Raw genomic sequence first — 23,492 nt, 5'->3', positions numbered from 1 at the left:
ATACAAGAAGCCGGATACACGTTTTAGCGGCAACTTTAAGGGGTTAGGGGAGAAACGGAATGCATAAACAGTTTGCCCGCATTATTGGCATATTTTTCTTATTAGGTTTGCTGGCCCCACTGAGTTGGGCTGACACTCCTGCATGGCAACCACTGGCAGAAGCTATTCATAAAAGTGAACACGACCTGCGCAAATATCAGGCAATAAAATTGCCTAATGGTATGACCGTGTTGTTGGTTTCTGATGAGCAAGCACCCAAATCCTTAGCTGCCTTGGCATTGCCTGTTGGATCTTTGGAAGACCCTAATAATCAATTGGGATTAGCTCATTATTTAGAACATATGTTATTGATGGGCTCTAAACGTTTCCCTGAACCCGGCAGTTTCTCTGAATTCTTGAAAAAGCATGGTGGTAGCCATAACGCTAGCACGGCTTCTTATCGAACCGCTTATTATCTTGAAATTGAAAATGATGCATTGGCCCCGGCGGTTGACCGTTTGGCTGATGCAATTGCTGAGCCGCTGTTAGACCCCATTAATGCCGACCGTGAACGTAATGCGGTAAATGCTGAATTGACGATGGCCCGCTCCCGCGATGGTATGCGTATGGCGCAAGTGAATGCGGAAACCTTAAACCCGGCTCACCCCAGTGCGCGTTTCTCCGGCGGAAATCTGGACACACTGAAAGATAAACCTGACGGGAAATTACATGATGAGCTACTGAGTTTCTATCACCATTATTACTCAGCTAACCTGATGGTGGGCGTGCTGTATAGCAATCAGTCCTTAGAAAAGTTGGCACAATTAGCCGCTGATACCTTTGGTCGAATCCCTAATCGGGACGCAAAAGTACCCGCGATTACAGTACCTGCGGTCACTCCGGATCAAACCGGCATTATTATTCATTATGTTCCAGCCCAACCTCGCAAGCAGCTAAAAGTAGAATTCCGCATTGAGAATAATAGTGCAGAATTCCGCAGTAAAACAGATACCTACATTAGTTATTTGATAGGAAATCGTAGCAAAGATACTTTGTCTGACTGGTTGCAAAAACAAGGATTGGCTGATGCCATCAATGCCGGGGCTGACCCGATGGTGGATAGAAATGGTGGTGTATTCTCTATTTCTGTATCACTTACCGATAAAGGTCTGGCAAACCGTGATGTCGTGGTGGCCGCTATTTTTGATTACATCAACATGCTACACAAAGACGGCATTAAAAAGAGCTATTTCGATGAAATTGCTCATGTATTGAATTTGGATTTCCGCTACCCCTCAATCACTCGGGATATGGATTACATCGAGTGGCTGGTAGATATGATGTTGCGGGTACCTGTTGCACATGTACTGGATGCACCTTATCTGGCTGATCACTATGATCCGAAAGCCATTACTGCGCGACTGGCTGAGATGACACCGGAAAATGCGCGTATTTGGTTTGTCAGCCCAGAAGAACCCCACAATAAAGTCGCCTATTTTGTTGATGCCCCTTATCAAGTCAATAAAATCAGCCCACAAGAGATGCAAGAATGGCAAAAGTTGGGGAAAGACATCACGCTGAGTTTACCAGCACTTAATCCCTATATTCCGGATGATTTCTCTTTAATCAAAGCTGATAAAAATATCACCCGACCACAGCAAGTGGCAGAACAACCGGGACTGCGGGTGTTCTATATGCCAAGTCAGTATTTTGCTGACGAACCGAAAGCCGATATCTCTGTTGCTTTCCGTAACCCACATGCTCTGGATACTGCTCGTCATCAGGTTCTTTTTGCTTTGACTGATTACCTGGCAGGACTATCACTTGATGAGCTGAGTTATCAGGCCTCAATCGGTGGGATTAGCTTCTCTACTACGCCGAATAATGGTTTGTATGTCAGTGCGAATGGCTTCACACAGCGGATGCCGCAGTTGCTGACTTCTTTGGTGGAGGGTTACTCCAGTTTCACTCCGACAAAAGATCAATTGGCACAGGCTAAGTCTTGGTATCGTGAACAACTGGAAATTGCCGAGAAAGGCAAAGCTTATGAGTTGGCAATTCAGCCAGCCAAGTTACTGTCTAATGTTCCTTATTCAGAACGTAGCGAGCGGCGTAAGTTACTAGACACCATCAGTGTGCAAGATGTCATAACCTATCGCGATGATTTGCTCAAACAGTCTGCGGTAGAAGTATTGGCGGTGGGTAATATGACAGCCCAGCAGGTAACTTCCTTGGCCGAGTCATTGAAAAAACAACTCAATTTGACTGGGACAATCTGGTGGACTGGTGAGGATGTTATTGTTGATAAAGCTCAGCTTGCCAACATGGAACGGATTGGCAGTAGCTCAGATGCGGCGCTGGCTGCCGTCTATGTGCCGACCGGCTATACAGAAATTGAGGGCATGGCGCGCAGTGCTTTGCTGGGGCAGATTGTTCAACCGTGGTTCTATGACCAGCTTCGTACAGCAGAGCAACTCGGCTACGCGGTATTTGCCTTCCCAATGTCAGTTGGGCGTCAATGGGGCTTAGGTTTCTTACTGCAAAGTAATAGCAAACAGCCTGATTATCTTTACCAGCGCTATCTTGCGTTTTATCCGCAAGCTGAGAAGCGGTTGCGTGAAATGAAACCGGCTGATTTTGAACAATACAAACAGGCACTTATTAACCAATTACTGCAACGTCCACAAACGCTGGATGAAGAAGCCAGCCGTTATAGTAATGATTTTAATCGCAATAATTTTGCCTTTGATAGCCGCGAGAAAATGATTACTCAAGTGAAGCAGTTGACAAACCCTGCATTGGCGGATTTCTTCCAGCAAGCTGTTATTAAACCACAAGGTTTGGCGCTGCTTTCTCAGGTTAAAGGCCAAGGGCAAACTGAGGGAGGATATGCGGTGCTTAAAGGATGGACGACCTACCCAACAACTTCAGCCTTGCAAGCAACCTTGCCGCAGAAGGTATTGGCTCCATGACATCAATGACTCCTCAGCGGCTGGAACCGCTAACGCTACCCTTGTATGGCGAGAGGCTAATTGAGGCCTCAGCCGGTACAGGTAAGACTTTTACCATCGGGGTTCTTTATCTCAGATTGCTGCTTGGATTAGGTGGAGAGGCGGCGTTTCGTCGCCCTCTCATGGTCGAAGAGATCTTGGTAGTGACCTTTACCGAGGCGGCAACTGAAGAATTGAGAGGGCGAATTCGTGACAATATCCATGAGTTGCGTATCGCCTGCGTACGGGGAGTCAGCTATGACCCAATGCATCAGGCTTTATTAGCTGAAATCATTGATCTGAGTGAGGCCGCAGCACAATTGCTGGCGGCTGAGCGCCAGATGGATGAAGCTGCAATTTATACTATTCACGGTTTTTGTCAGCGTATGTTGGCTAACAATGCTTTTGAATCTGGCATCTTATTTGAGCAAACTTTGGTGCAGGATGAACTGCCATTACGCCGGCAAGCTTGCGCCGATTTCTGGCGGCGTCATTGTTATCCGCTGCCTCTGGCTATCGCCAGGGCGGTTAGTCAAGAGTGGAGCGGGCCAGAGGCCTTACTCAAGGATCTTTCTGCTTATTTACAGGGAGAAACGCCAAAATTTCGGCAAGCCCCTGGTGATGATGAAACGATACTCAGTCGACATCAGCAGATAGTGGAACAAATTGATGCAGTCAAAGCACAATGGCGCGCAGTGGCCCCGGAGTTAGAGGCGCTGATTAGCGGATCTGGTGTCGATAAACGCAGTTACAGTGCCCGATATTTACCTAACTGGTTGGAAAAGGTTGGTATCTGGGCGGAACAAGAAACCGGCGATTACCAGTTACCTAAAGAGTTAGAGAAATTTCGGCAGTCAGTATTATTTGAAAAAACCAAAAAAGGGGAAGCTCCTCAGCACGATATATTCAATGCTATAGACCGTATATTCGAGCAACCTCTGACACTCAGAGATCTGATTTTAGCCAGAGCGATCAGTGAAATACGAGCCTCTGTACAGCAAGAGAAACGGCAGCGGGCAGAATTAGGTTTTGATGACCTGCTCAGTAAATTGGATGCAGCATTGCAGCAACCGGGCGGAGAATTGTTGGCTCAATCTATTCGCATTCGTTATCCCGTCGCAATGATTGATGAGTTTCAAGATACTGACCCACAGCAATACCGTATTTTCCACACACTTTATGGTGGGCAAGGAGAGTGCGGCCTATTGTTGATTGGGGATCCTAAACAAGCTATTTATGCTTTCCGTGGTGCTGATATTTTCACTTATATTCGGGCTCGCTCGGAAGTAAGTGCACACTACACACTAGAGACTAACTGGCGCTCATCTTTCCCGATGGTGCAATCAGTCAATCGGCTTTTTAGTTTGGTCGACATTCCTTTTTTGTTTAAGCAAATTCCCTTTGTAAATGTGGCTCCCGCGCAAAAAAATAAACAGTTATCATTTGAAATAAAAGGGAAAAAACAGCCAGCGATGTCTTTCTGGTTGCAGCCGGGTGAGGGCGTTGGGGTTAGTGAGTACCAACAACTAATGGCGCGACAGTGTGCTGCCCAAATCCGTGACTGGCTCACCTCGGGCCAGCAGGGATTAGCTCAATTAGTGACGGCCACAAGCTCAAGACCGGTTCAGGCGTCAGATATCACGATATTAGTGCGTAGCCGGGCAGAGGCGGCATTAGTGCGCGATGCTTTGAGTGCATTGGCTATCCCATCTGTTTATTTATCTAATCGTGACAGCGTATTTGATACTGCAGAGGCCAAAGATCTACTGTGGCTATTGCAGGCCGCTCTGGCTCCTGAACAGGAACGGGCATTACGCAGTGCCATGGCGACCGGTATGCTGGGGCTAGATGCACAAATGCTGGATGGATTGAACCACGATGAGCGGGCTTGGGATGCTTTGGTTGATGAATTCGATGGCTACCGCCAACATTGGCAGCGCCGTGGCGTGCTACCGATGCTACGGGAGATTATGGCTCATCGCCATTTAGCTGAAAACTTGTTAGCAACTCAGGGCGGTGAACGGCGGCTGACAGATTTGCTGCATTTGGGAGAGTTATTACAAGAAGCCGCATCGCAGCTTGATAGTGAGCACGCACTAATCCGTTGGTTGGCACAACAAATAGCCCAGCCGAATCATCAGTCTGATAACCAACAATTACGTTTGGAAAGTGATCGTCATTTGGTGCGGGTGATAACTATCCATAAATCGAAAGGGCTGGAATACCCGCTGGTATGGTTACCTTTTGTGGGTAATTTCCGCCAACAGCAAGACGTTCTTTACCATGATCGTCACAGTTTTGAGGCCTTACTTGACCTGAACGCCGATGAAGAGAGTCAGGCTTTGGCAGAGGAAGAGCGGCTGGCAGAAGACTTACGGTTATTATATGTCGCACTCACCCGTGCGGTTTATCATTGCAGCATAGGTATTGCTCCGCTGATTAAAGGCGGGCGAAAAAAACAGGGTGAAAGTGACATGCATCTCAGCGCACTAGGCTATTTGGTGCAACAAGGCCATGCGGGAGATGCGCAGTATCTTGCTGACAAACTCGCCGAGTTAGCAACCCTAGCCGGTGGGGATATTTCTGTTTTGCAAGCTGGGCAACTGGACGAAACGCCTTGGCATCCACTGCGGAAAGAGTTACCAGCCCTTGCTGCCCGTCAGTTTAGCCGTCAAATACACGATTTTTGGCGAGTCACCAGCTATTCCGGTCTACAGCAGCATGGTTCGAGTAAAAGTGGGGTATCACCAGCACTGAATGTGCCATTACAGGAGTTATTACCACGGCTGGATACTGACGCCGTTGGTGAGCAAGCATCAACTAGCGAGAGCCAGTTAACCCCTCATACTTTCCCTCGCGGCGCGGCCCCTGGGACTTTCCTGCATGATTTACTCGAACCCTTGGATTTTAGCCAGCCTATTGAGCAAGACGGGTTGACGGAGCAACTTCAGCAACAAGGTTTTGGCGAGCAGTGGTCACCTATGCTGTATCAGTGGCTAAATGACATTGTACAAACTCCTCTGAATGAAACCGGCGTGACATTGGCGGGATTGACCCCACAGAGTAAGCAGGCCGAGTTGCAATTTTATTTGCCGATAGATGCGCTGTTGCAAGCCCGAGAGTTAGATATCTTAATCAAGCAGTATGATCCACTTTCCCGTCAATGCCCTGCGTTGGATTTTCAGCAAGTCCGAGGGATGCTCAAAGGATTTATTGACCTGGTTTTCTGTTGGCAGGGGAAATATTACTTGTTGGATTATAAGTCTAACTGGTTGGGGGAAGACAGCAGCGCTTATACCAATGAGGCGATGGCCCAAGCAATGGCAGAGCATCGCTATGACTTGCAATATCAGCTTTATACCTTGGCATTACATCGCTATTTACGTCATCGGCTGGGTAATTATGACTATCAGCGCGACTTTGGTGGTGTCATTTATCTCTTCCTGCGCGGCATTGATAGCCAACATCCTGGAAATGGTATTTTTAGTTGCCGCCCTGAATGGGCGCTGATCGAAAAAATGGACTGTTTATTCAGTGGTCGTGAGGTAGAGCCGTACATTAGCGATAAAAGTGGAATTGTTATAACCGGTGAGGGCACATCAATATGATGACGTTACTGGAGCAGGCGGTTCGTGACCACTTACTACGTCCGCTGGATGTTCAGTTCTCACGAATGATCGCCGGTGATAATGACCCCATGATGCAATTGGCAGCGGCTGTTCTCAGTGCTGAAGCTGGTGCTGGGCATGTATGTCTTCCACTCAATTATTTGCAGCCAGAAAAGCTATTTGGCGGGCGACAGCCAGCGCTAGCGCTAGCGCTGTGGCAGGTAATTGGTGCACCGGATCAATTACAGTGGATGCAAACACTCAATAACTCTCCAGCAGTAAGTGATGGCACACAGCCCACACCGTTAGTTTTGCAAAATGACCGTTTGTATCTACAACGGATGTGGCAATACGAAGGGGATGTGGTGCGTTTTATGGCCAGCGACAATACGGCGTCGCTTATCAAGGAAGACAGTGACGGCAATGAAGCCAGAGACGTCAATGAAACATTACTAAGAGAGACGCTCGATCGCCTATTTGGGCCGGCAGGCACTGAGGTCGACTGGCAAAAGTTGGCTGCTGCTGTTGCAGCTACCCGCCGTATCTCCGTCATTTCCGGTGGCCCAGGGACAGGTAAAACGACCACCGTTGCCAAATTATTGACTGCGCTGATACAACTTAGCCAAGGGCAACGACTGCGTATTCAACTTGCCGCACCCACCGGTAAAGCGGCTGCGCGCTTGACGGAATCACTGGGCAAAGCCATTCGCCAACTCTCACTGACTGACGATGAACGCAAGTTATTCCCCGACCAGGCATCCACATTGCACCGTTTGTTGGGCGCGCAACCTAATAGTCAGCGCCTACGTTATCACCGTGGTAACCCCCTAAACCTTGATGTGTTGGTGGTCGATGAAGCATCAATGGTGGATTTGCCTATGATGGCGCGGCTAATTGCAGCATTGCCAACCAAAGCCCAGGTGATTTTTCTCGGTGACCGTGATCAATTGGCTTCGGTAGAAGCAGGGGCCGTGCTGGGTGATATATGTCGCTTTGCTGAGTTGGGTTACAGTGGATCACGAGCAGAGCAGCTAACTCGCTTAACAGGATGCATATTGGTGGGAAACATCCCGATTGGTGATGTGCAGACAGATACAGTCAATGTCCGTGATAGCTTGTGTTTGCTGCGTAAAAGCTACCGCTTCGATGAGAAATCGGGGATTGGACAGCTTGCTTTAGCAGTTAATGCCGGAAAGTATCGGGATGCATTATCTGTTCTAAATGGCACATATTCCGATATTGAAAATTTCTCTCTGGCAGATTCAGATGATTATCAGGTATTGCTGGAAGACTGTGTTGCGGGCTATCAGCACTATCTTGAACTGGCCGCCGCAGGTGCTCATGCGGTTGAGGTGCTGGCTGCATTTGGGCGCTATCAACTACTGTGTGCATTACGGTCTGGGCCATTTGGTGTCAGTGGCTTAAATGAGCGCATTGAGCAGCTACTGCACCGCAAGCGGTTAATTGAGCGAGCACCAGGGCCGTCGGGGCGTTGGTATGTTGGCAGGCCGGTGATGATAGGGCTGAATGACAGTGCGCTGGGTTTATTCAACGGCGATATTGGCATTGCTTTGTATGATAGTGAGGGGGAGCTACGGGTACATTTCCAGTTGCCAGACGGCAATATAAAATCTGTGCAGCCGAGCCGTCTTCCCAGCCACGAAACCGCTTATGCTATGACGGTGCATAAATCTCAAGGTTCGGAATTTGAACATACGGCATTGGTTTTACCCAATACGTTCATGCCAGTGTTAACTCGCGAATTGGTCTATACCGCCATTACCCGCGCCCGTCAGCGTTTGACATTGTATTGCAGTGATACGGTATTGAGCCATGCGGTCCGGACACCTACGCTTCGTGTTAGCGGATTGGTAGAACGTCTGAATCAATTGACCTGAAAATATTGAAGGGGCGAACGCCCCTTCAGATTACAAATCTGCCAGCAGAATCTTTGAGCGACGTTGATAGTTATACAATTCTTGCTTCTGAATCGGTAACACATCAACTTCGGCGGGAGTAAAACCGCGCTCTTGGAACCAGTGAATACTGCGGGTAGTCAATACAAACAGCTTTTTAAGGCCCATTTGCCGTGCTTGATTAGCCACCCGTTTTAACAGCATTTCCCCTCGGGATGAACTGCGATAATCCGGATGTACCGCGACACAGGCCATTTCACCGATTTGTTCTTCGGGGAAAGGATAAAGCGCGGCGCAAGCAATGGTCAAATTATCCCGCTCGATAATGGTGAACTTGTCTATCTCCATTTCAAGCTGCTCACGTGAACGGCGCACCAAAATACCTTGTTGCTCCAGCGGGCGAATCAGCTCCAATATGCCGCCAATATCATTAATGGTTGCGCGACGAACTTGTTCCGCACTCTCCATCACAATCTGGGTACCGATACCATCACGGGAGAACAGTTCTTGCACCAGCGCCCCATCTTCCTGATAACTCAGTAAATGGCTGCGGCGTACCCCACTGCGGCAAGCTTTCACAGCCCCACGCAGAAAACGGACCGTCCCCGAGTTGTAATCACCCTCTTGCTCCAGATCTTCAATCCGTTTTTGCGCATCATTCGGGAACAGTTCTGAAATAATATTGCCTTCGTTATCTGTCACCCCTTGGGATGAGCAAAAACCAATCATTTTTTCAGCTTTCAGTTTGATAGCTAGCTGAGTCGCCACTTCTTCTGAGGTCAGATTAAAGCTCTCGCCGGTGACTGACACCGCAACTGGCCCCAGCAACACAATCGCGCCATTGTCTAATTGGCGATGAATTGCTTCTTCATCAATCCGGCGGATACGGCCACTGTGGCAATAATCTACACCATCATCTACACCCAAGGGCTGAGCAATAATAAAGTTGCCGCTGACCACATTGATATGCGCGCCTTGGAGCGGAGTATTATTCAAACTCATTGATAATCTTGCGGTGATATCTAATTGCAATAAACCCGCCGCCTGCTTGACCATTTCCAACGTCCGGGCATCAGTGACTCGGGTATGCTTGTGATAAATAGGTTCGTAGTGATGCTGTGCCAGATTGCTGTCGATTTGTGGACGAGCGCCATATACCACAACCAGCCTGATCCCAAGGCTATGCAATAAGCCTATATCGTTAACGATACTAGAAAAGTTTTCATGCTCAATCGCCTCGCCACCCAGCATGACAACAAATGTCTTGCCGCGGTGCGCATTGATATAGGGAACTGAGTGACGAAATCCCTGGACCAGTTCTGTACTACGTTCCTTCACGGCAGATCCTCTTTGAATTTTTATTCGGTATTTTTGTATTTTTATTCTTTTTTGACCAAGATGGCAAGCAAGAAATTGCTATTAAATGCATATGTATGGCGTATTTGTATTAATGAGTTGAATCACATAAAAATGTTTTTCTAATGACAGCATGGGATCGATTCGTTAAAGTTTTTCCTCGTGATTTTTTTTGTTCTATTTTTATTCATATTTTGGTCGTTACTTTGGAGTTACATGGCAGATTCAAATCATAATTCTGGGCGTCGCCGTCTACTACACGGGGCTGCTGCAGCATGGCTACTGAGTGTCAGCCGGGTTGGATTTGCTGCTTCTTCACATATTATTGCCGTCAGGATTTGGCCCTCTTCAACCTATACCCGGGTAACGCTGGAATCCAATACACCACTTAAGTATCGTCAATTTGCGTTGACGAATCCGGACCGGATTGTGGTTGATATTGAAGGCGTGCATCTCAATAGCGTACTAAAAGAGATTACCAAGCAAGTTCAGTCTGGTGACCCTTACCTCAAGCAGGCGCGGGTAGGGCAGTTTGATAAAAATACTGTTCGGCTGGTTTTGGAGTTGAAGCAAAGTATTAGCCCACAACTTTTTACTCTTAAACCTTTTGCTGAGTTTAGGAATCGTTTGGTGGTGGATCTTTATCCGCAAGAGGGGAAAACCTCGGCTGAAGATGATCCGTTGCTGGCACTATTAGAAGATTACAATAAAGGCAATGTGGAGCGCACTTTACCTGTAGAAGCACCCAAAGCAGGTAAAGCAGGGCGAGATAGGCCGATTGTTATCATGTTAGACCCAGGGCACGGCGGGGAAGATCCTGGGGCTATTGGCTATAATAAAACCCGTGAGAAAGATATTGTGTTGCAAATTGCCCGCAGATTGCAGGCTTTAATAAAGAAAGAATCGAATATGCGGGTATTTATGACTCGCAATGAAGATGTCTTTATTCCCTTGAAAGTGCGGGTGGCTAAAGCCCGTAAGCTCCGTGCGGATTTATTCATTTCAATCCATGCCGATGCTTTTACCAACCGGGCCGCTAAAGGTTCGTCGGTTTTTGCGTTATCGACCAAAGGGGCAACCAGTACCGCTGCGCGTTTTCTGGCGCAAACGCAGAATGAGTCAGACCAGATTGGTGGGGTTAGCAAGAGTGGTGATCGCTATCTTGACCATACCATGATTGATTTGCTGCAAACCGCAACTATCAATGACAGTCTGAAATTTGGTAAAGAAGTGCTGAATCGTATGGGGAAAATTAATAAACTCCACAAAAACCGTGTTGATCAAGCGGGTTTTGCCGTCTTGAAAGCGCCTGATATCCCATCAATTTTGGTGGAAACGGCGTTTATCAGCAATTTGGAAGAAGAGAGAAAGTTACGAACCAGCCATTTTCAGCAGCAAGTGGCTGAGTCCATCTTTGCCGGTATCAAAGCTTATTTTGCTAATGGTGGGGCGATGGCCCGACTTTAATGAATGGATGTTGCTATTAATTGAAATATACCCTAAATAATTCGAGTTGCAGGAAGTCGGCAACTGAGATACAAATCGGTCGGGAACCGATTTGAACAGCATTTATGCTGCCCGCAGGGTGTGCCTCAGGGGTGAGGCACATTCATCCCGATGAGTTGACGCGAGTCAATGATTCGGGTTAACGAAAGCAGTCAACGCACATGCGGCTTGAAGTATGACGGGTATAACGCCAGAAACAAAAAAACACCCTTGAGGGTGTCTTATAGTGATATGAAATGATTAAGAATTGGTTGCGGGGGCCGGATTTGAACCGACGACCTTCGGGTTATGAGCCCGACGAGCTACCAGGCTGCTCCACCCCGCGTCCGTCTTAATACTTTTCTATCTGACTTAATCATGTAATTGGTTGCGGGGGCCGGATTTGAACCGACGACCTTCGGGTTATGAGCCCGACGAGCTACCAGGCTGCTCCACCCCGCGTCCGTCATTACATTTTTACTGCTTTACTACTTAACAAGCATTCTACCTAATTCATCTTAACTTTCAAGACTATCGGACAATATTTGATACTGCTGGTAGCCAGTATCGGTTGGTTGCGGGGGCCGGATTTGAACCGACGACCTTCGGGTTATGAGCCCGACGAGCTACCAGGCTGCTCCACCCCGCGTCCGATTGAGCGCACTATACTCTGGATGAGATCTGTTGCAAGTAGTTTTGCCACTTAATTAGGGTAAATAGGTTTTTTCGATTAATTTATCAACTATCTGTTTCCTTTTTCCCCACAATGGTGTCAGGGGATTTTTTTCTGCATGCTGATTCCTTTATCTATAGGCGTTTGTTATCGTTCGCCGGTAGATAAAATCCGGTAGATAAAAGTAAGTAAGAGAAGAGAAGGCGTGAAATGACAAGTCGTTGGGGCAAATACCTACTGAGTGGAATAATGATTGCTGTTTTGGCTGGTTGCCAATCCCGGCCAACCGATCGTGGGCAGCAATATAAAGATGGGCGTCTGGAGCATCCACTAGAGTTGGTGAATGAACCACACGCAACAGGTAAGCCAGTCAACGCCAAAGATTTTTCTGATCAGGTGAAAGTGATTAACCAATCTTCACCGGGTCTGTATAACCGCAACAGCAGCACCTTTAATGCGGTTGAAAACTGGATGTTAGCTGGGGCAGATACCAGTAAGTTAAGTTTGTTCGGTCTGAATGCCTATCAGATGGAAGGGGTGGATAATTTCGGTAATGTACAATTTACCGGTTACTACACGCCGGTACTGCAAGCCCGCTATACACGACAAGGCGAATTCCGCCATCCACTTTATCGTATGCCTGCTAAAGGAAAGCGCCGTCTACCCGATCGCGCGGCGATATATTCAGGTGCATTGGATAACAACAATTTAATTATCGCGTACACCAATTCGTTGGTAGATAATTTTATGATGGAAGTGCAGGGGAGCGGTTATATTGACTATGGTGATGGGCGGCCACTGACTTTCTTCGGGTATGCGGGTAAAAATGGGCATGCTTACCGCAGTATCGGCAAAGTGCTGATTGACCGCGGTGAAGTCGCTAGAGCGGATATGTCGATGCAAGCTATCCGCCATTGGGCTGAAACTCACAGCGAAGCTGAGGTCAGAGAGTTATTAGAGCAGAATCCGTCCTTTGTCTTCTTCAAACCGGAAATGTATGCGCCGGTGAAAGGGGCCAGTGCGGTTCCATTGATTGCCAAAGCTTCGGTTGCCTCTGATCGTTCACTGATTCCACCGGGTACCACACTGTTAGCGGAAGTCCCCTTATTGGATAATCAAGGTAAATTCACTGGCCACTATCAGATGCGTTTGATGGTGGCGCTGGATGTGGGTGGCGCAATTAAAGGCCAGCATTTTGATATATATCAAGGGATTGGGCATGAAGCTGGTCAAGCCGCTGGTTTCTACAACCATTATGGACGTGTTTGGGTGTTAAAAAATGCGCAAAGTAATGGGCCGCTATTTACCGCTTATCAAGGGGAGAAAACGGCCTCTCTATCCGGTAATGGCTCTTCGCTGTTAGTGAAGAATCAGGGCCAATAAGCTAGCGGTGATGTAACCTATTCAACCCTTTCTCTGGCGGCCAATTGGCCGCTTTTGTATTCGTATTATTTTTCCAGGCTATAAAGGTAATAAGTTATGAAGGTAACAAGTCGATGAGCACCGCCTATTCAGAAGCTTACCAACAGCGATTTGGTGGTATTGCTCGCCTTTATGGGCAGCAGGTACTCACACTTTTTTCGCAGGCGCATATTTGTGTCATCGGTATTGGCGGCGTGGGTTCATGGGCGGCCGAAGCACTGGCGCGTACTGGGATTGGTGCGATTACATTAATTGATATGGATGATGTTTGCGTCACGAATACCAATCGCCAAATTCATGCTTTACGGAGCAATGTCGGACAGGCTAAAACAGAAGTCATGGCTGAACGTATTCTGGCTATCAATCCTGAATGCAAAGTGACGTGTGTTGATGATTTTATTACTGCGGATAATGTTGCGGAGCTTTTAGATAAAAACTTTAGCTATGTTATTGATGCCATTGATAGTGTGCGCCCCAAAGCCGCGCTGCTGTCTTATTGTCGTCGGTATAAAATCCCGGTGGTGACGACGGGTGGCGCTGGTGGACAGATAGACCCAACTCGCATTGAGGTAGTGGATTTGGCGAAAACAATTCAAGACCCTTTAGCCGCGAAGTTACGTGAAAGACTGAAAAGTGATTTTAACGTGGTGAAAAACAGCAAAGGTAAGCTGGGGATTGACTGTGTTTTCTCCAGCGAACCCTTAGTTTACCCGCAGAGTGATGGTTCGGTGTGTGCATCGCGCAGCACTGCCGAGGGGCCAAAAAAGATGGATTGCACATCAGGTTTCGGCTCGGCCACCATGGTCACCGCGACTTTTGGTTTTGTTGCGGTGTCCCATGCATTGAAGAAAATGATGGCGAAAGCTGCCCGTCAGGGGCAGTCACTATCATGACACGTATTTAGCTGCAATCGCCTGCACACCTTGCGCCAGTGCTTGTAAACCGCTGGCGCGAGAGGTACTTAATTGTTGCCGTAACCCCAATTGGTCAAACAGGGCCAGGGGATTTTCTGCCAATATTTGTAGCGGCGTTTTACCTTCCACAGCTGTCAGAATAACAGCCAGCAACCCACGAACAATGCGCCCCTCACTGTCACCGTAGAAATGTAAGCGCCCATCCGGCAAACACTCATGCCCCAGCCACACCCGGTTTTCACATCCAGTCAATTCCAACTCATTTTGCTTTAATGATTCTGGTAATGGCGGGAGCTGCTTCGCCAGCAAGATTAACTGGCGGTAGCGATCTTCCCACTGTTGATGAGCACTGAATGTCTCAAGCAGAGTAGAGGCCGTAATATCATGACCAAAGGGGTGTGGAGCAATCATTATTTTTTTCTCTTATTAGCGAAATTATCATCTACCAGTCGTTAATCTTGTAATAATTCCAGCGCCTTGGCGATAGCTGAACACAGCGTTTCAACATCGTTTTCGGTATTATAAGGCGCAAATGAAGCACGCAAACTACCACTTACTGCCAGCGCCGCCATTAACGGTTGTGCGCAATGTTGGCCAGCCCGCAGCGCGATCCCTTGTTCGGCCAATAACGTCACTAAATCACTGTGGTGAACACCATCAAAAGTGAATGCTAGCAAGCTTGATTGCTGACAACGAAAGCTACGGAAACCCGGTAATTGAGCCAGTTTATTCTCCGCTAAAGTCGCCAGTTTTTGGCTATAAATTTCGGCCTCGTCCAGATCAATCTGTTCCAGCCAACTCAATACCGCCGATAAACCAATCACCCCCGCAATATTAGGTGTACCGGCTTCAAAGCGGTAAGGCACTTCATGGGGTATAAAACCGCCGAATGAGGCATGAGTTAGCATTTTACCGCCACCTTGCCAGGCGGGCATTTCTTTCAGCAGTTCAGATTTGCCATACAACACGCCAATACCGGTGGGTCCATATAGCTTGTGAGCAGAAAAAGCATAAAAATCAATATCAAGCGCTTGAACATCTGCCGGGCTATGAACAATTCCTTGTGCACCATCGACCATCACGATGCAGTCATGTTGATGGGCGAATTCAATGGCTTCTGCTAATTGCGGGCTACCGCCTGTCACATTAGACATCTGGCCTAGCGCCAATATGCGGGTTTTATTGCTGAATAACTGAGGTAATAGTTGTAAGTCGGGCAGATGGTCGAGGCCGATGGGTAATTTAATGATTCTGGCACCCGTTTGTTCAGCAACCATAAGCCAGGGTATTAAATTGGCATGATGTTCTGCTTCGCTGACAATAATTTCATCCCCAGTCTGTAGGCGAGGGCGAGCATAACTTTGCGCTACCAGATTAATGGCTTCGGTTGTGCCGCGTGTCCAAACAATATTTTCTGCGTCCGGCGCATTAATAAAGTCAGCTACCTGCTGGCGGGTTTCTTCAAAACGAGCGGTCAATGACAATGCAGATTGATGTTGACTGCGGTGCACTGTCGCGGAATCTTGCTGATAAAACAACTGGGTAGCGTCAATCATGGCGCGCGGTTTCAGGGCCGTCGCTGCACTGTCCAGATAGATTATTTCATCGTTAATTGCCGGGAATTCCTGGCGAAAATCCGTTGGATTAAAAGACTTCATTCTGTTGTTTGTATCCTTTGGGTCACTTCGGAACTGTCTCATTTTAGCCACAACTAGCCGACTAATGGCCCTGATGGCTGGCAATATGACTCAAGAGGGTTATGCTAAATAGTAACGGACATAACCATTTGTCTGGTAATGGAAACGATTTTTTTAGCATTTTAATCTGCAAGGAGTCACCCATGAAAAAGACAGCTGCCGTAATTTCTGCACTTATGCTCACTTTTACCTTAGCAGCCTGTTCAAGCAACTATGTGATGCACACTAATGATGGTCGCACTATCGTTGCTGATGGTAAACCTAAAGTAGATGATGACACTGGGATGATAAGCTACACCGATGCCAATGGCACCGAACAGCAAATTAATCGCTCAGAAGTCAAAGAAATGGCTGAGGGCAAGTAGTTAAGCCGCCAAGTTATTTTCGACAGAAATCTGATATGTCCTGGAGTCCTCTGCAACAACTTAAATTTAAGCTTAACTCTACGCAATACAAAGTGGCGCTTACATTTAGGTTATTAACTTACATTTAGGTTCTTAAAAAGAAGTCAGTGCTGGGAATGGAGCAAAAAAAAAGCACCGCAAAAATTGCGGTGCTGCATAAAATCACTATGGACAGACAGGGTAAATGTACAGGAAGTGAAAAAAAACAGTAGATTAGCTACTATGTCTGGTACACCAGACCATTTGCAAACACAACATCACAACCACAAAGCCAAAAGCAATTCAGTACCTGGATACTAAACCTACTTTTCGTTCCGGCTTGGGAAGTGCCGCCACTATAGGTATTTGCTGGCGCATCATCAACGGACAATTTATAATGTCTCGGATTACAAAAACTAATAAGTAAACAAAGGGTTTCATCTGAAGATGAGCCGTTATAAAAAAGTATCCAATTCATGTCAAAACGATTACCACCACTGAATGCCTTGCGGGTCTTTGATGCGGCCGCGCGTCACCTGAGTTTTACTAAAGCTGCTGATGAATTATTTGTCACGCAAGCGGCGGTTAGTCACCAGATAAAGTCACTGGAGGATTTCCTCGGGCTAAAACTGTTTCGTCGGCGTAACCGCTCTTTGCTGCTGACAGAAGAAGGACAGAGTTATTACCTCGACATCAAAGAGATTTTCACCTCCATCAATGAAGCCACTCGCAAATTGCAGGCACGCAGCGCCAAAGGTGCTCTGACTGTCAGTCTTCCCCCTAGTTTTGCTATTCAATGGTTGGTTCCCCGCCTTTCTGGATTCAATGCTGCTTATCCGGGTATTGATGTCAGGATCCAGGCAGTGGATCGGGAAGAGGATAAACTGGCTGATGATGTAGATGTGGCGATATTTTATGGTCGGGGAAATTGGACCGGTTTGCGCACTGAACGTCTGTATGCCGAATTCTTGCTTCCTGTTTGTGCGCCTAGCCTATTAATGGGCGATAATGGATTAAAAGTACCAGCAGATCTGGCTAATCATACCTTGTTGCATGATACTTCCCGCCGAGATTGGATGGCGTATACCCGTCAATTGGGTGTACCGCAGATTAATGTGCAGCAAGGCCCAATATTTAGTCACAGTGTAATGGTGGTTCAGGCCGCTGTTCATGGTCAAGGTATTGCGCTGGTGAATAATGTTATGGCGCAATCTGAGATTGAAGCTGGGCGGTTGGTGTGCCCGTTTAATGAAGTGCTGGTAAGTAAAAATGCTTTTTATCTGGTTTGTCATGACAGTCAGGCAGAACTGGGTAAAATAGCCGCCTTTCGTCAGTGGATACTGGCAAGAGCAGCTAGCGAACAGGAAAAGCTCCGTTTTCGCTACGACAACTAATTTTAATTATTACCAGGCGATATTAATTTAAGGTTAATGACGATGAATGGTCGTTTAATGCTGATATTTGCCGCTCTGAGCGGTTTTTTCTATGTTGCTTTCGGTGCCTTTGGGGCTCATGTATTGAGTGCCTCTTTGGGGGCGAATGAAATGGCTTGGATTCATACCGGGCTGGAGTATCAGGGGTTCCATACATTGGCTATCCTGGCACTCGCGGTTGCAATGCAACGGCAGATTAGTATTTGGTTTTACTGGAGTGGAGCCTTGTTAGCGCTCGGAACGCTACTCTTTAGTGGCAGTTTATACTGCCTGGCTCTATCACACCTGAAACTGTGGGTATATATCACGCCAGTGGGCGGAGTATGTTTTCTGGCGGGATGGATTTTGATGTTGATTGGCGCGCTGCGTCTAAGAAAAAGGGCAGAACGCCATGAATAATAAAATTGCTTTATATTGCCGCTCAGGTTTTGAGAAAGAGTGTGCGGCGGAAATTACCGCCAAAGCAGCACAGCTTGAAATCTTTGGTTTCGCGCGAGTAAAAGACAATAGCGGTTATGTGCTATTTGAATGCTATCAGTTAGAAGATGCAGATCGTCTGATTCGTGAAGTACCATTCCGCGAATTGATTTTCGCCCGTCAAATGATGGTCGTGGGCGAGTTATTGAAAGATTTACCGCCGGAAGATCGGGTATCGCCTATTGTTGGCATGTTGGTCGGTGTTGTCGAAAAAGCCGGTGAACTGCGAGTTGAAGTTGCTGACACTAATGAAAGCAAAGAGTTACTTAAGTTTTGCCGTAAGTTGACAGTGCCGCTGCGTAGCGCAATGCGTGAACAAAAAATTCTGTCTGTCCGTGAGAATGCACACCGGCCAGTGGTACATGTGTTCTTTATTGCATCGGGCTGTTGTTATGTCGGTTATTCTTACAGTAACAATAACTCCCCGTTCTATATGGGGATTCCGCGCCTTAAGTTCCCATCAGACGCACCAAGTCGCTCAACTTTAAAGCTGGAAGAAGCTTTCCATGTATTTATTCCACAAGATGAATGGGAAGAGCGATTGGCCAGTGGTATGCATGCTGTTGATTTAGGTGCTTGCCCCGGAGGTTGGACTTATCAGCTAGTGCAACGCAGCATGATGGTTCAGGCCATTGATAATGGCTTGATGGCACAAAGTTTGATGGATACCGGGCAGGTTACGCATCATCGTGTTGATGGTTTTAAATATGAACCAACGCGCAGCAATATTTACTGGTTAGTGTGCGATATGGTGGAGAAACCGGCTAAAGTCACCCAACTTATTATCAAATGGTTGGTGAATGGTTGGTGCCGTGAGGCGATTTTTAACCTGAAATTACCGATGAAAAAACGTTTTGAAGTTGTTTCGGAGAATCTGGAAATGATTGATGAGCAGCTAAAAGAAAATGGCATCAATGCCCATATTCAGGCCAAACAACTCTATCATGACCGTGAAGAAGTGACGGTACATGTGCGCCGTATCTGGTCTGGCGCGCCGGGCCGCCGTGATGAGCGTTTTTAAATTTTAGTGATAGACCTGTCTGTCTTACGCACAAGGGGCCAATTGGCCCCTTTGTTTTTATGCTGATATCATCGATTCAAACGTAATTGCTGCAAATTGCCGCTTAATGGCAAATCAGTTTTTAGTGTCGCAATTTGCTTACAAATAAAAGCCATCTCTTGGTGCTGTTGCAACTTTTTGTGCCATTTCTCCGGCACTGAATCTAGCTCTTGATAGAGTTCTTCCAGATTACTAATTTGCTGCAATAACAGCGCGGCAGTTTTTGCTCCAATGCCGGCGACACCCGGAATTTTACTACTGCTGATCCCAGCAAGTCCCCAGTAATCAGGCAATTGGTGCGGTAATACACCAAATTCTTGTTTTACGAACGGCATATCCAGCCAGCGTTTTTGAAAGTAATCACGAATTTGTACATTCGGTGCTAACAACTGGCAATAGCCTTTGTCGGTTGAAACAATAGTCACTTGATGCCCAGCCCCACCGATTTTTGTCGCCAATGTCGCAGCAAGATCATCAGCTTCATTGCCCGGAGAGCTCCAGCAATCAACACCCAATGAATGGAATGCTTCACGGATTAGCGGCATTTCTTGTTGCAGATTGTCTGGCATCGGTGAGCGGCCCGCTTTGTAATCGGGCAAGAGTTGATGCCGCCAACTATCCGAGCGGTCATCTTCATCAAAAACGGCGACGGCGTGAGTTGGTTGGCTATGTGAAATCAGCTGTTGCAGTGCATGCTGACAAGCATTCACACAAGGTGAACCTTGCACCGCGTGAATGCGGCGAATCAGGTTAAGGGCGTCGACGATAAGAAGATGAATTTGCATGGACTGTCTTAAAACCTATCCCGTGAGGGCTATTTTATTGGCCATTCTTTACTATAAAGAGCGAACCTGCAGGGATTCAAATAACTTTCAGGTAGCGCCAGCCGGGGGATCCTGCTCGCACTACCGGTGAAAGTTACTGATTTTTTAACTACAGATTTCATAGCAAGGTGTGTAGTCACTGCCCGGTAGCTTCATCCGTTGCTGGATAATAAAGCCTTGCAGCAATTGATCCATTTGCTTCATCAGTAGCGGGTCACCGTGCAATTTGAATGGCCCATGAGCTTCAATTGCATGAATCCCGACCTCTTTGACGTTACCCGCCACAATACCGGAGAAAGCACGGCGTAATGCTGCCGCTAGCTTCTCTGGGGCTTGATTATGGGATAAGTCCAGATTCGCCATATTTTCATGGTTTGGCTCGAAAGGATGCTGTAAATCTGGCTCGATACGAATAGACCAGTTAAAGCTATAAGCATCCCCGGTATTACGGCGATTCTCTTTCACCAATGGCATTGCTTTCTTCATTTGACGCGCGACTTCATCGGGGTCATCAATAATTATTTGGTAGTATTTACGTGCTTCATCACCCAGCGTGTTCATGATGAACTCGTCCACGACCCTGAAATAATCCGCACTCTCTTTAGGCCCCGTCAGGATCAGGGGTAAAACCTGCTCCTTATTATGCGGGTTCATCAGAATACCTAATAAATAAAGCAATTCTTCTGCTGTCCCCACACCGCCAGGGAAAATAATAATGCCATGGGCGATACGGACGAAAGCTTCTAGCCGTTTTTCAATGTCTGGCATGATAATCAGCTCATTGACTAATGGGTTTGGCGGCTCAGCAGCAATGATTGACGGCTCGGTCATCCCGATAAAGCGGCCTTGTCTGTAGCGTTGTTGGGCATGGCCAACAGCGGCGCCTTTCATCGGTGCTTCCATCGCCCCTGGCCCACAGCCGGTGCAGATATTCAATTCACGCAAACCCAATTGGCTGCCAACTTTACGGGCATACAAGTATTCGGTTTCATTGATTGAATGGCCGCCCCAGCACACAATCATATTTGGATCTTCATCAAGATGTAGGGCACGGGCATTACGCAAAATTGAAAAGACCAGGTTGGTCAAATGGCTGGAGCTTTCCATATTGAGATGTTGGAAACGCCCAGCATTGACGATTTGACCATTCACAAACAAAATGTCACGCAACACCGCAAACAGGTTTGCTTGCAAAGAGCGGATAATTTTACCATCAACAAAAGCATGCTCTGGTGGGTTAACCAGTTCGAGTTTTACACCACGTTCGCGGCGAAGCACATTGATATCAAAGGTTTCATAGCGAGATAAAAGCTCTTTGCTGTTATCGGTCAGGCTGCCTGAATTGAGAACAGCTAATGAGCAATTGCGAAATAAACGGTACAGATCACTGCTGGCTGTACGCTTGAGCATATCCACTTCGAGCTGTGATAACAGATCCATTGAACCGAGTGGACTGACATGTGTAATCAAAGTTACTCCTTTACACCCTTGAGGGTGGTAGTGCCTGTGTATCAGAGTGTTGCTTTCTGTTTTCCGTGGAATATCAGAGGCCACTAAGTATTCATTACTGATTCTTATACTAAAAATAGCATGAGGAACCTATAAATAACCTTAACGTTGTCGCTCATTTTTTGCCAATACTAACGTACAACCGGTGATAAAGTTGCGCATCTGTACGCATTTATTGCCGTGCCAGGCGGCCAGTTGATGGCACAAAATCAGTATTGGAACGCCAGGGATTAATATCCAGCCCGCCGCGACGGGTATAGCGCGCATAAACTGATAATGTTTCTGGCTGACAGAAATGCATAATGTCATTGAAAATACGCTCGACGCACTGTTCGTGAAACTCATTATGATGGCGGAAAGAGACCAGATAGCGCAGTAGGGCTTCCCGGTTAATCTGTGGGCCGCTGTAGCTGATTTGGACTGAACCCCAATCTGGTTGGTGGGTTATCAAGCAGTTGGACTTAAGCAAGTGGCTGACCAGGTTTTCTTCCACGTGGTTTTTACCCGCCGCACCTTGCAGATAATCGGCACTGAACTCATAGCTATCAATGCGAATATCTTGCTCGTCCAGACATTCCCCCGTGAAATTGGCAATCGGTTGATGTGTTATTTCATCTAGCCGGTATAGCCTGACATTCACATCTCCTTGAGCACAGGCGGATAAATCCTGTTGCAAAGTTGTTCGTACATTTTCCCAGTCAGTAAACGTGGTTTGGTTAAAACTGTTGAGATAAAGTTTGAAACTCTTTGATTCAATGAGATTAACGCTATCAGCATTTAGGCTAATTTCACCCACAGCAACTTGTGGTAAGCCCTTACTGTTTAGCCACGACAGCTCATACAATGTCCAGATATCCGCGCCATGAAAGGGCAGATTATCAGGATATAAACCGAGGGGTTCGCGGTTCATACTGCGTGGTACGGCCTGCAATAAGGTTACGTCATAGTGGTCGCGATATGCAGTAGGTTTGCCTAACGTCAGTTCCGCCAGAGCTTCGTGGTCTTGATATGAAGACATGCTGTTCCCATGATGAGAGAAAGGTACAATAGCTGTAGTTTATCAATTAATGCCGCGTTTAACTGCATTTCTGAGTGAGAGCTATGCCCTCCAGGGTGCAGAGCAAGCCGCCGCGATACAGAGAATAATAATGGACCAGAACGTTTCAACGGCACTCAAGGGTTTTACCCAGCGCTATATTGATTTATGGCAGCAGCAAACTGGGCGGCCACCTGCCAGTGAGGAACTTTATGGGGTTCCTTCTCCGTGTAATATAGAAACTGAGGATAATCAGGTATTTTGGTTACCACAGCCTTTTGTCACGGGTGCTAATCTCGCTAATATTGAACGGGCACTGGAGATTCAACTTCATCCCGATATTCATGAGTTTTATACCCAGCAATATGCCGGAGATATGAAAGCAGATTTAGGTGACCACCGCTTTACCTTGCTGCAAGTTTGGAGTGAAGATGACTTTATCCGTTTACAGGAGAATCTCATTGGTCATTTGGTGACACAAAAAAGGCTAAAACTCTCACCGACACTGTTTTTGGCGACAACAGAATCGGAAATGACCATGGCCTCATTGTGTAATGTTACTGGCAATGTGGTGTTAGAGGAGTTTGGTAGCGGAAAACGGACATTGTTGGCATCGACTCTCACTCATTTTCTGGATGCATTACGACCAGTATTTCCTGAATAAATAAATGGTCATTGTTTTTTCCAATACAGCTCGTGTGAGAGATCTCGCACACGGGCTGTGAGACAT

The 23,492-nt window shown here is 47.0% G+C and carries 17 protein-coding genes and 3 tRNA genes; 11 read left to right on the top strand and 9 right to left on the bottom strand.

Features of this window, described 5'->3' with window-relative positions; all coding sequences use genetic code 11:
- Window positions 1–59 precede the first annotated feature (59 nt).
- From ptrA to recD, 3 genes are read left to right on the top strand one after another with little or no spacing between them, the layout of a single operon-like run.
- Entirely contained in the window at window positions 60–2,951 is a 2,892-nt protein-coding gene (ptrA, locus tag DXZ79_RS15760; RefSeq protein ID WP_050292070.1) for a pitrilysin, read from the top strand.
- Window positions 2,948–6,577, top strand: a complete 3,630-nt coding sequence (gene recB / locus DXZ79_RS15755) for an exodeoxyribonuclease V subunit beta (protein WP_120011430.1) — start codon at window positions 2,948–2,950, stop codon at window positions 6,575–6,577. Before ptrA ends, recB begins: the two co-directional genes overlap by 4 nt.
- On the top strand, window positions 6,577–8,475 hold the full coding sequence (recD, locus tag DXZ79_RS15750) for an exodeoxyribonuclease V subunit alpha (protein WP_425330484.1): 1,899 nt from the start codon (window positions 6,577–6,579) through the stop codon (window positions 8,473–8,475). The genes recB and recD overlap by 1 nt, the downstream gene beginning before the upstream one ends.
- A gap of 30 nt (window positions 8,476–8,505) precedes the next feature.
- Here the strand turns inward: recD and argA are convergent, their stop codons facing one another.
- Window positions 8,506–9,831, bottom strand: a complete 1,326-nt coding sequence (gene argA, locus DXZ79_RS15745; protein WP_038631207.1) for an amino-acid N-acetyltransferase — start codon at window positions 9,829–9,831, stop codon at window positions 8,506–8,508.
- 234 nt (window positions 9,832–10,065) lie between these two features.
- On the opposite strand from argA, the gene amiC reads away from it, so the two are divergent.
- On the top strand, window positions 10,066–11,316 hold the full coding sequence (gene amiC, locus DXZ79_RS15740; protein WP_038631209.1) for an N-acetylmuramoyl-L-alanine amidase AmiC: 1,251 nt from the start codon (window positions 10,066–10,068) through the stop codon (window positions 11,314–11,316).
- Between the two features lie 287 nt (window positions 11,317–11,603).
- Here the strand turns inward: amiC and DXZ79_RS15735 are convergent.
- From DXZ79_RS15735 to DXZ79_RS15725, 3 genes are all read right to left on the bottom strand, one after another.
- Window positions 11,604–11,680: transfer RNA gene (locus DXZ79_RS15735), tRNA-Met, on the bottom strand.
- Window positions 11,681–11,719: 39 nt separating this feature from the next.
- A tRNA-Met gene (locus DXZ79_RS15730) sits at window positions 11,720–11,796 on the bottom strand.
- A gap of 110 nt (window positions 11,797–11,906) precedes the next feature.
- Window positions 11,907–11,983 (bottom strand) — tRNA-Met (locus DXZ79_RS15725).
- Between the two features lie 234 nt (window positions 11,984–12,217).
- Between DXZ79_RS15725 and mltA the strand changes: the two genes are divergently transcribed.
- On the top strand, window positions 12,218–13,390 hold the full coding sequence (mltA, locus tag DXZ79_RS15720; protein WP_038631211.1) for a murein transglycosylase A: 1,173 nt from the start codon (window positions 12,218–12,220) through the stop codon (window positions 13,388–13,390).
- A 113-nt stretch (window positions 13,391–13,503) separates the two neighbouring features.
- Window positions 13,504–14,322 (top strand): tRNA cyclic N6-threonylcarbamoyladenosine(37) synthase TcdA, encoded by an 819-nt coding sequence (gene tcdA / locus DXZ79_RS15715; protein WP_038631213.1) that lies wholly within the window; start codon window positions 13,504–13,506, stop codon window positions 14,320–14,322.
- Here the strand turns inward: tcdA and csdE are convergent.
- Window positions 14,317–14,754 carry a cysteine desulfurase sulfur acceptor subunit CsdE gene (gene csdE / locus DXZ79_RS15710; protein ID WP_172667619.1) on the bottom strand — a complete coding sequence of 146 codons (438 nt, stop codon included), beginning with the start codon at window positions 14,752–14,754 and terminating at the stop codon, window positions 14,317–14,319. The genes tcdA and csdE overlap by 6 nt on opposite strands.
- Window positions 14,755–14,795: 41 nt before the next feature.
- Window positions 14,796–16,001, bottom strand: a complete 1,206-nt coding sequence (gene csdA, locus DXZ79_RS15705) for a cysteine desulfurase CsdA (protein ID WP_038631216.1) — start codon at window positions 15,999–16,001, stop codon at window positions 14,796–14,798.
- A 182-nt stretch (window positions 16,002–16,183) separates the two neighbouring features.
- Here csdA and DXZ79_RS15700 point away from each other — a divergent pair, with 182 nt between their 5' ends.
- From DXZ79_RS15700 to rlmM, 4 genes are all read left to right on the top strand, one after another.
- On the top strand, window positions 16,184–16,405 hold the full coding sequence (locus DXZ79_RS15700; protein ID WP_032820367.1) for a YgdI/YgdR family lipoprotein: 222 nt from the start codon (window positions 16,184–16,186) through the stop codon (window positions 16,403–16,405).
- 494 nt (window positions 16,406–16,899) lie between these two features.
- Window positions 16,900–17,817 carry a transcriptional regulator GcvA gene (locus DXZ79_RS15695; protein ID WP_038631218.1) on the top strand — a complete coding sequence of 306 codons (918 nt, stop codon included), beginning with the start codon at window positions 16,900–16,902 and terminating at the stop codon, window positions 17,815–17,817.
- Between the two features lie 42 nt (window positions 17,818–17,859).
- Entirely contained in the window at window positions 17,860–18,255 is a 396-nt protein-coding gene (locus tag DXZ79_RS15690; protein ID WP_072076318.1) for a DUF423 domain-containing protein, read from the top strand.
- A complete protein-coding gene (rlmM, locus tag DXZ79_RS15685; protein WP_038631220.1) occupies window positions 18,248–19,354 on the top strand; it encodes a 23S rRNA (cytidine(2498)-2'-O)-methyltransferase RlmM in 1,107 nt (368 codons plus the stop codon). Before DXZ79_RS15690 ends, rlmM begins: the two co-directional genes overlap by 8 nt.
- A 68-nt stretch (window positions 19,355–19,422) precedes the next feature.
- On the opposite strand, the gene xni is transcribed toward rlmM, so the two are convergent.
- The 3 genes from xni to queF form a co-directional block, all read right to left on the bottom strand.
- Window positions 19,423–20,178, bottom strand: a complete 756-nt coding sequence (gene xni / locus DXZ79_RS15680) for a flap endonuclease Xni (protein ID WP_038631222.1) — start codon at window positions 20,176–20,178, stop codon at window positions 19,423–19,425.
- Window positions 20,179–20,322: 144 nt separating this feature from the next.
- Entirely contained in the window at window positions 20,323–21,687 is a 1,365-nt protein-coding gene (gene ppnN, locus DXZ79_RS15675; protein ID WP_038631224.1) for a nucleotide 5'-monophosphate nucleosidase PpnN, read from the bottom strand.
- A 211-nt stretch (window positions 21,688–21,898) separates the two neighbouring features.
- Window positions 21,899–22,744: an NADPH-dependent 7-cyano-7-deazaguanine reductase QueF gene (gene queF, locus DXZ79_RS15670; protein WP_038631227.1), complete on the bottom strand. Its 846-nt coding sequence runs from the start codon at window positions 22,742–22,744 to the stop codon at window positions 21,899–21,901.
- A 130-nt stretch (window positions 22,745–22,874) separates the two neighbouring features.
- Here queF and syd point away from each other — a divergent pair, with 130 nt between their 5' ends.
- Window positions 22,875–23,426 carry a SecY-interacting protein gene (gene syd, locus DXZ79_RS15665; RefSeq protein WP_038631229.1) on the top strand — a complete coding sequence of 184 codons (552 nt, stop codon included), beginning with the start codon at window positions 22,875–22,877 and terminating at the stop codon, window positions 23,424–23,426.
- Window positions 23,427–23,492 lie beyond the last annotated feature (66 nt).

It is taken from the genome of Yersinia rochesterensis (assembly GCF_003600645.1).
Classification (GTDB): Bacteria; Pseudomonadota; Gammaproteobacteria; order Enterobacterales; family Enterobacteriaceae; genus Yersinia; species Yersinia rochesterensis.
This window is presented reverse-complemented; position numbering and strand designations above follow the sequence as displayed.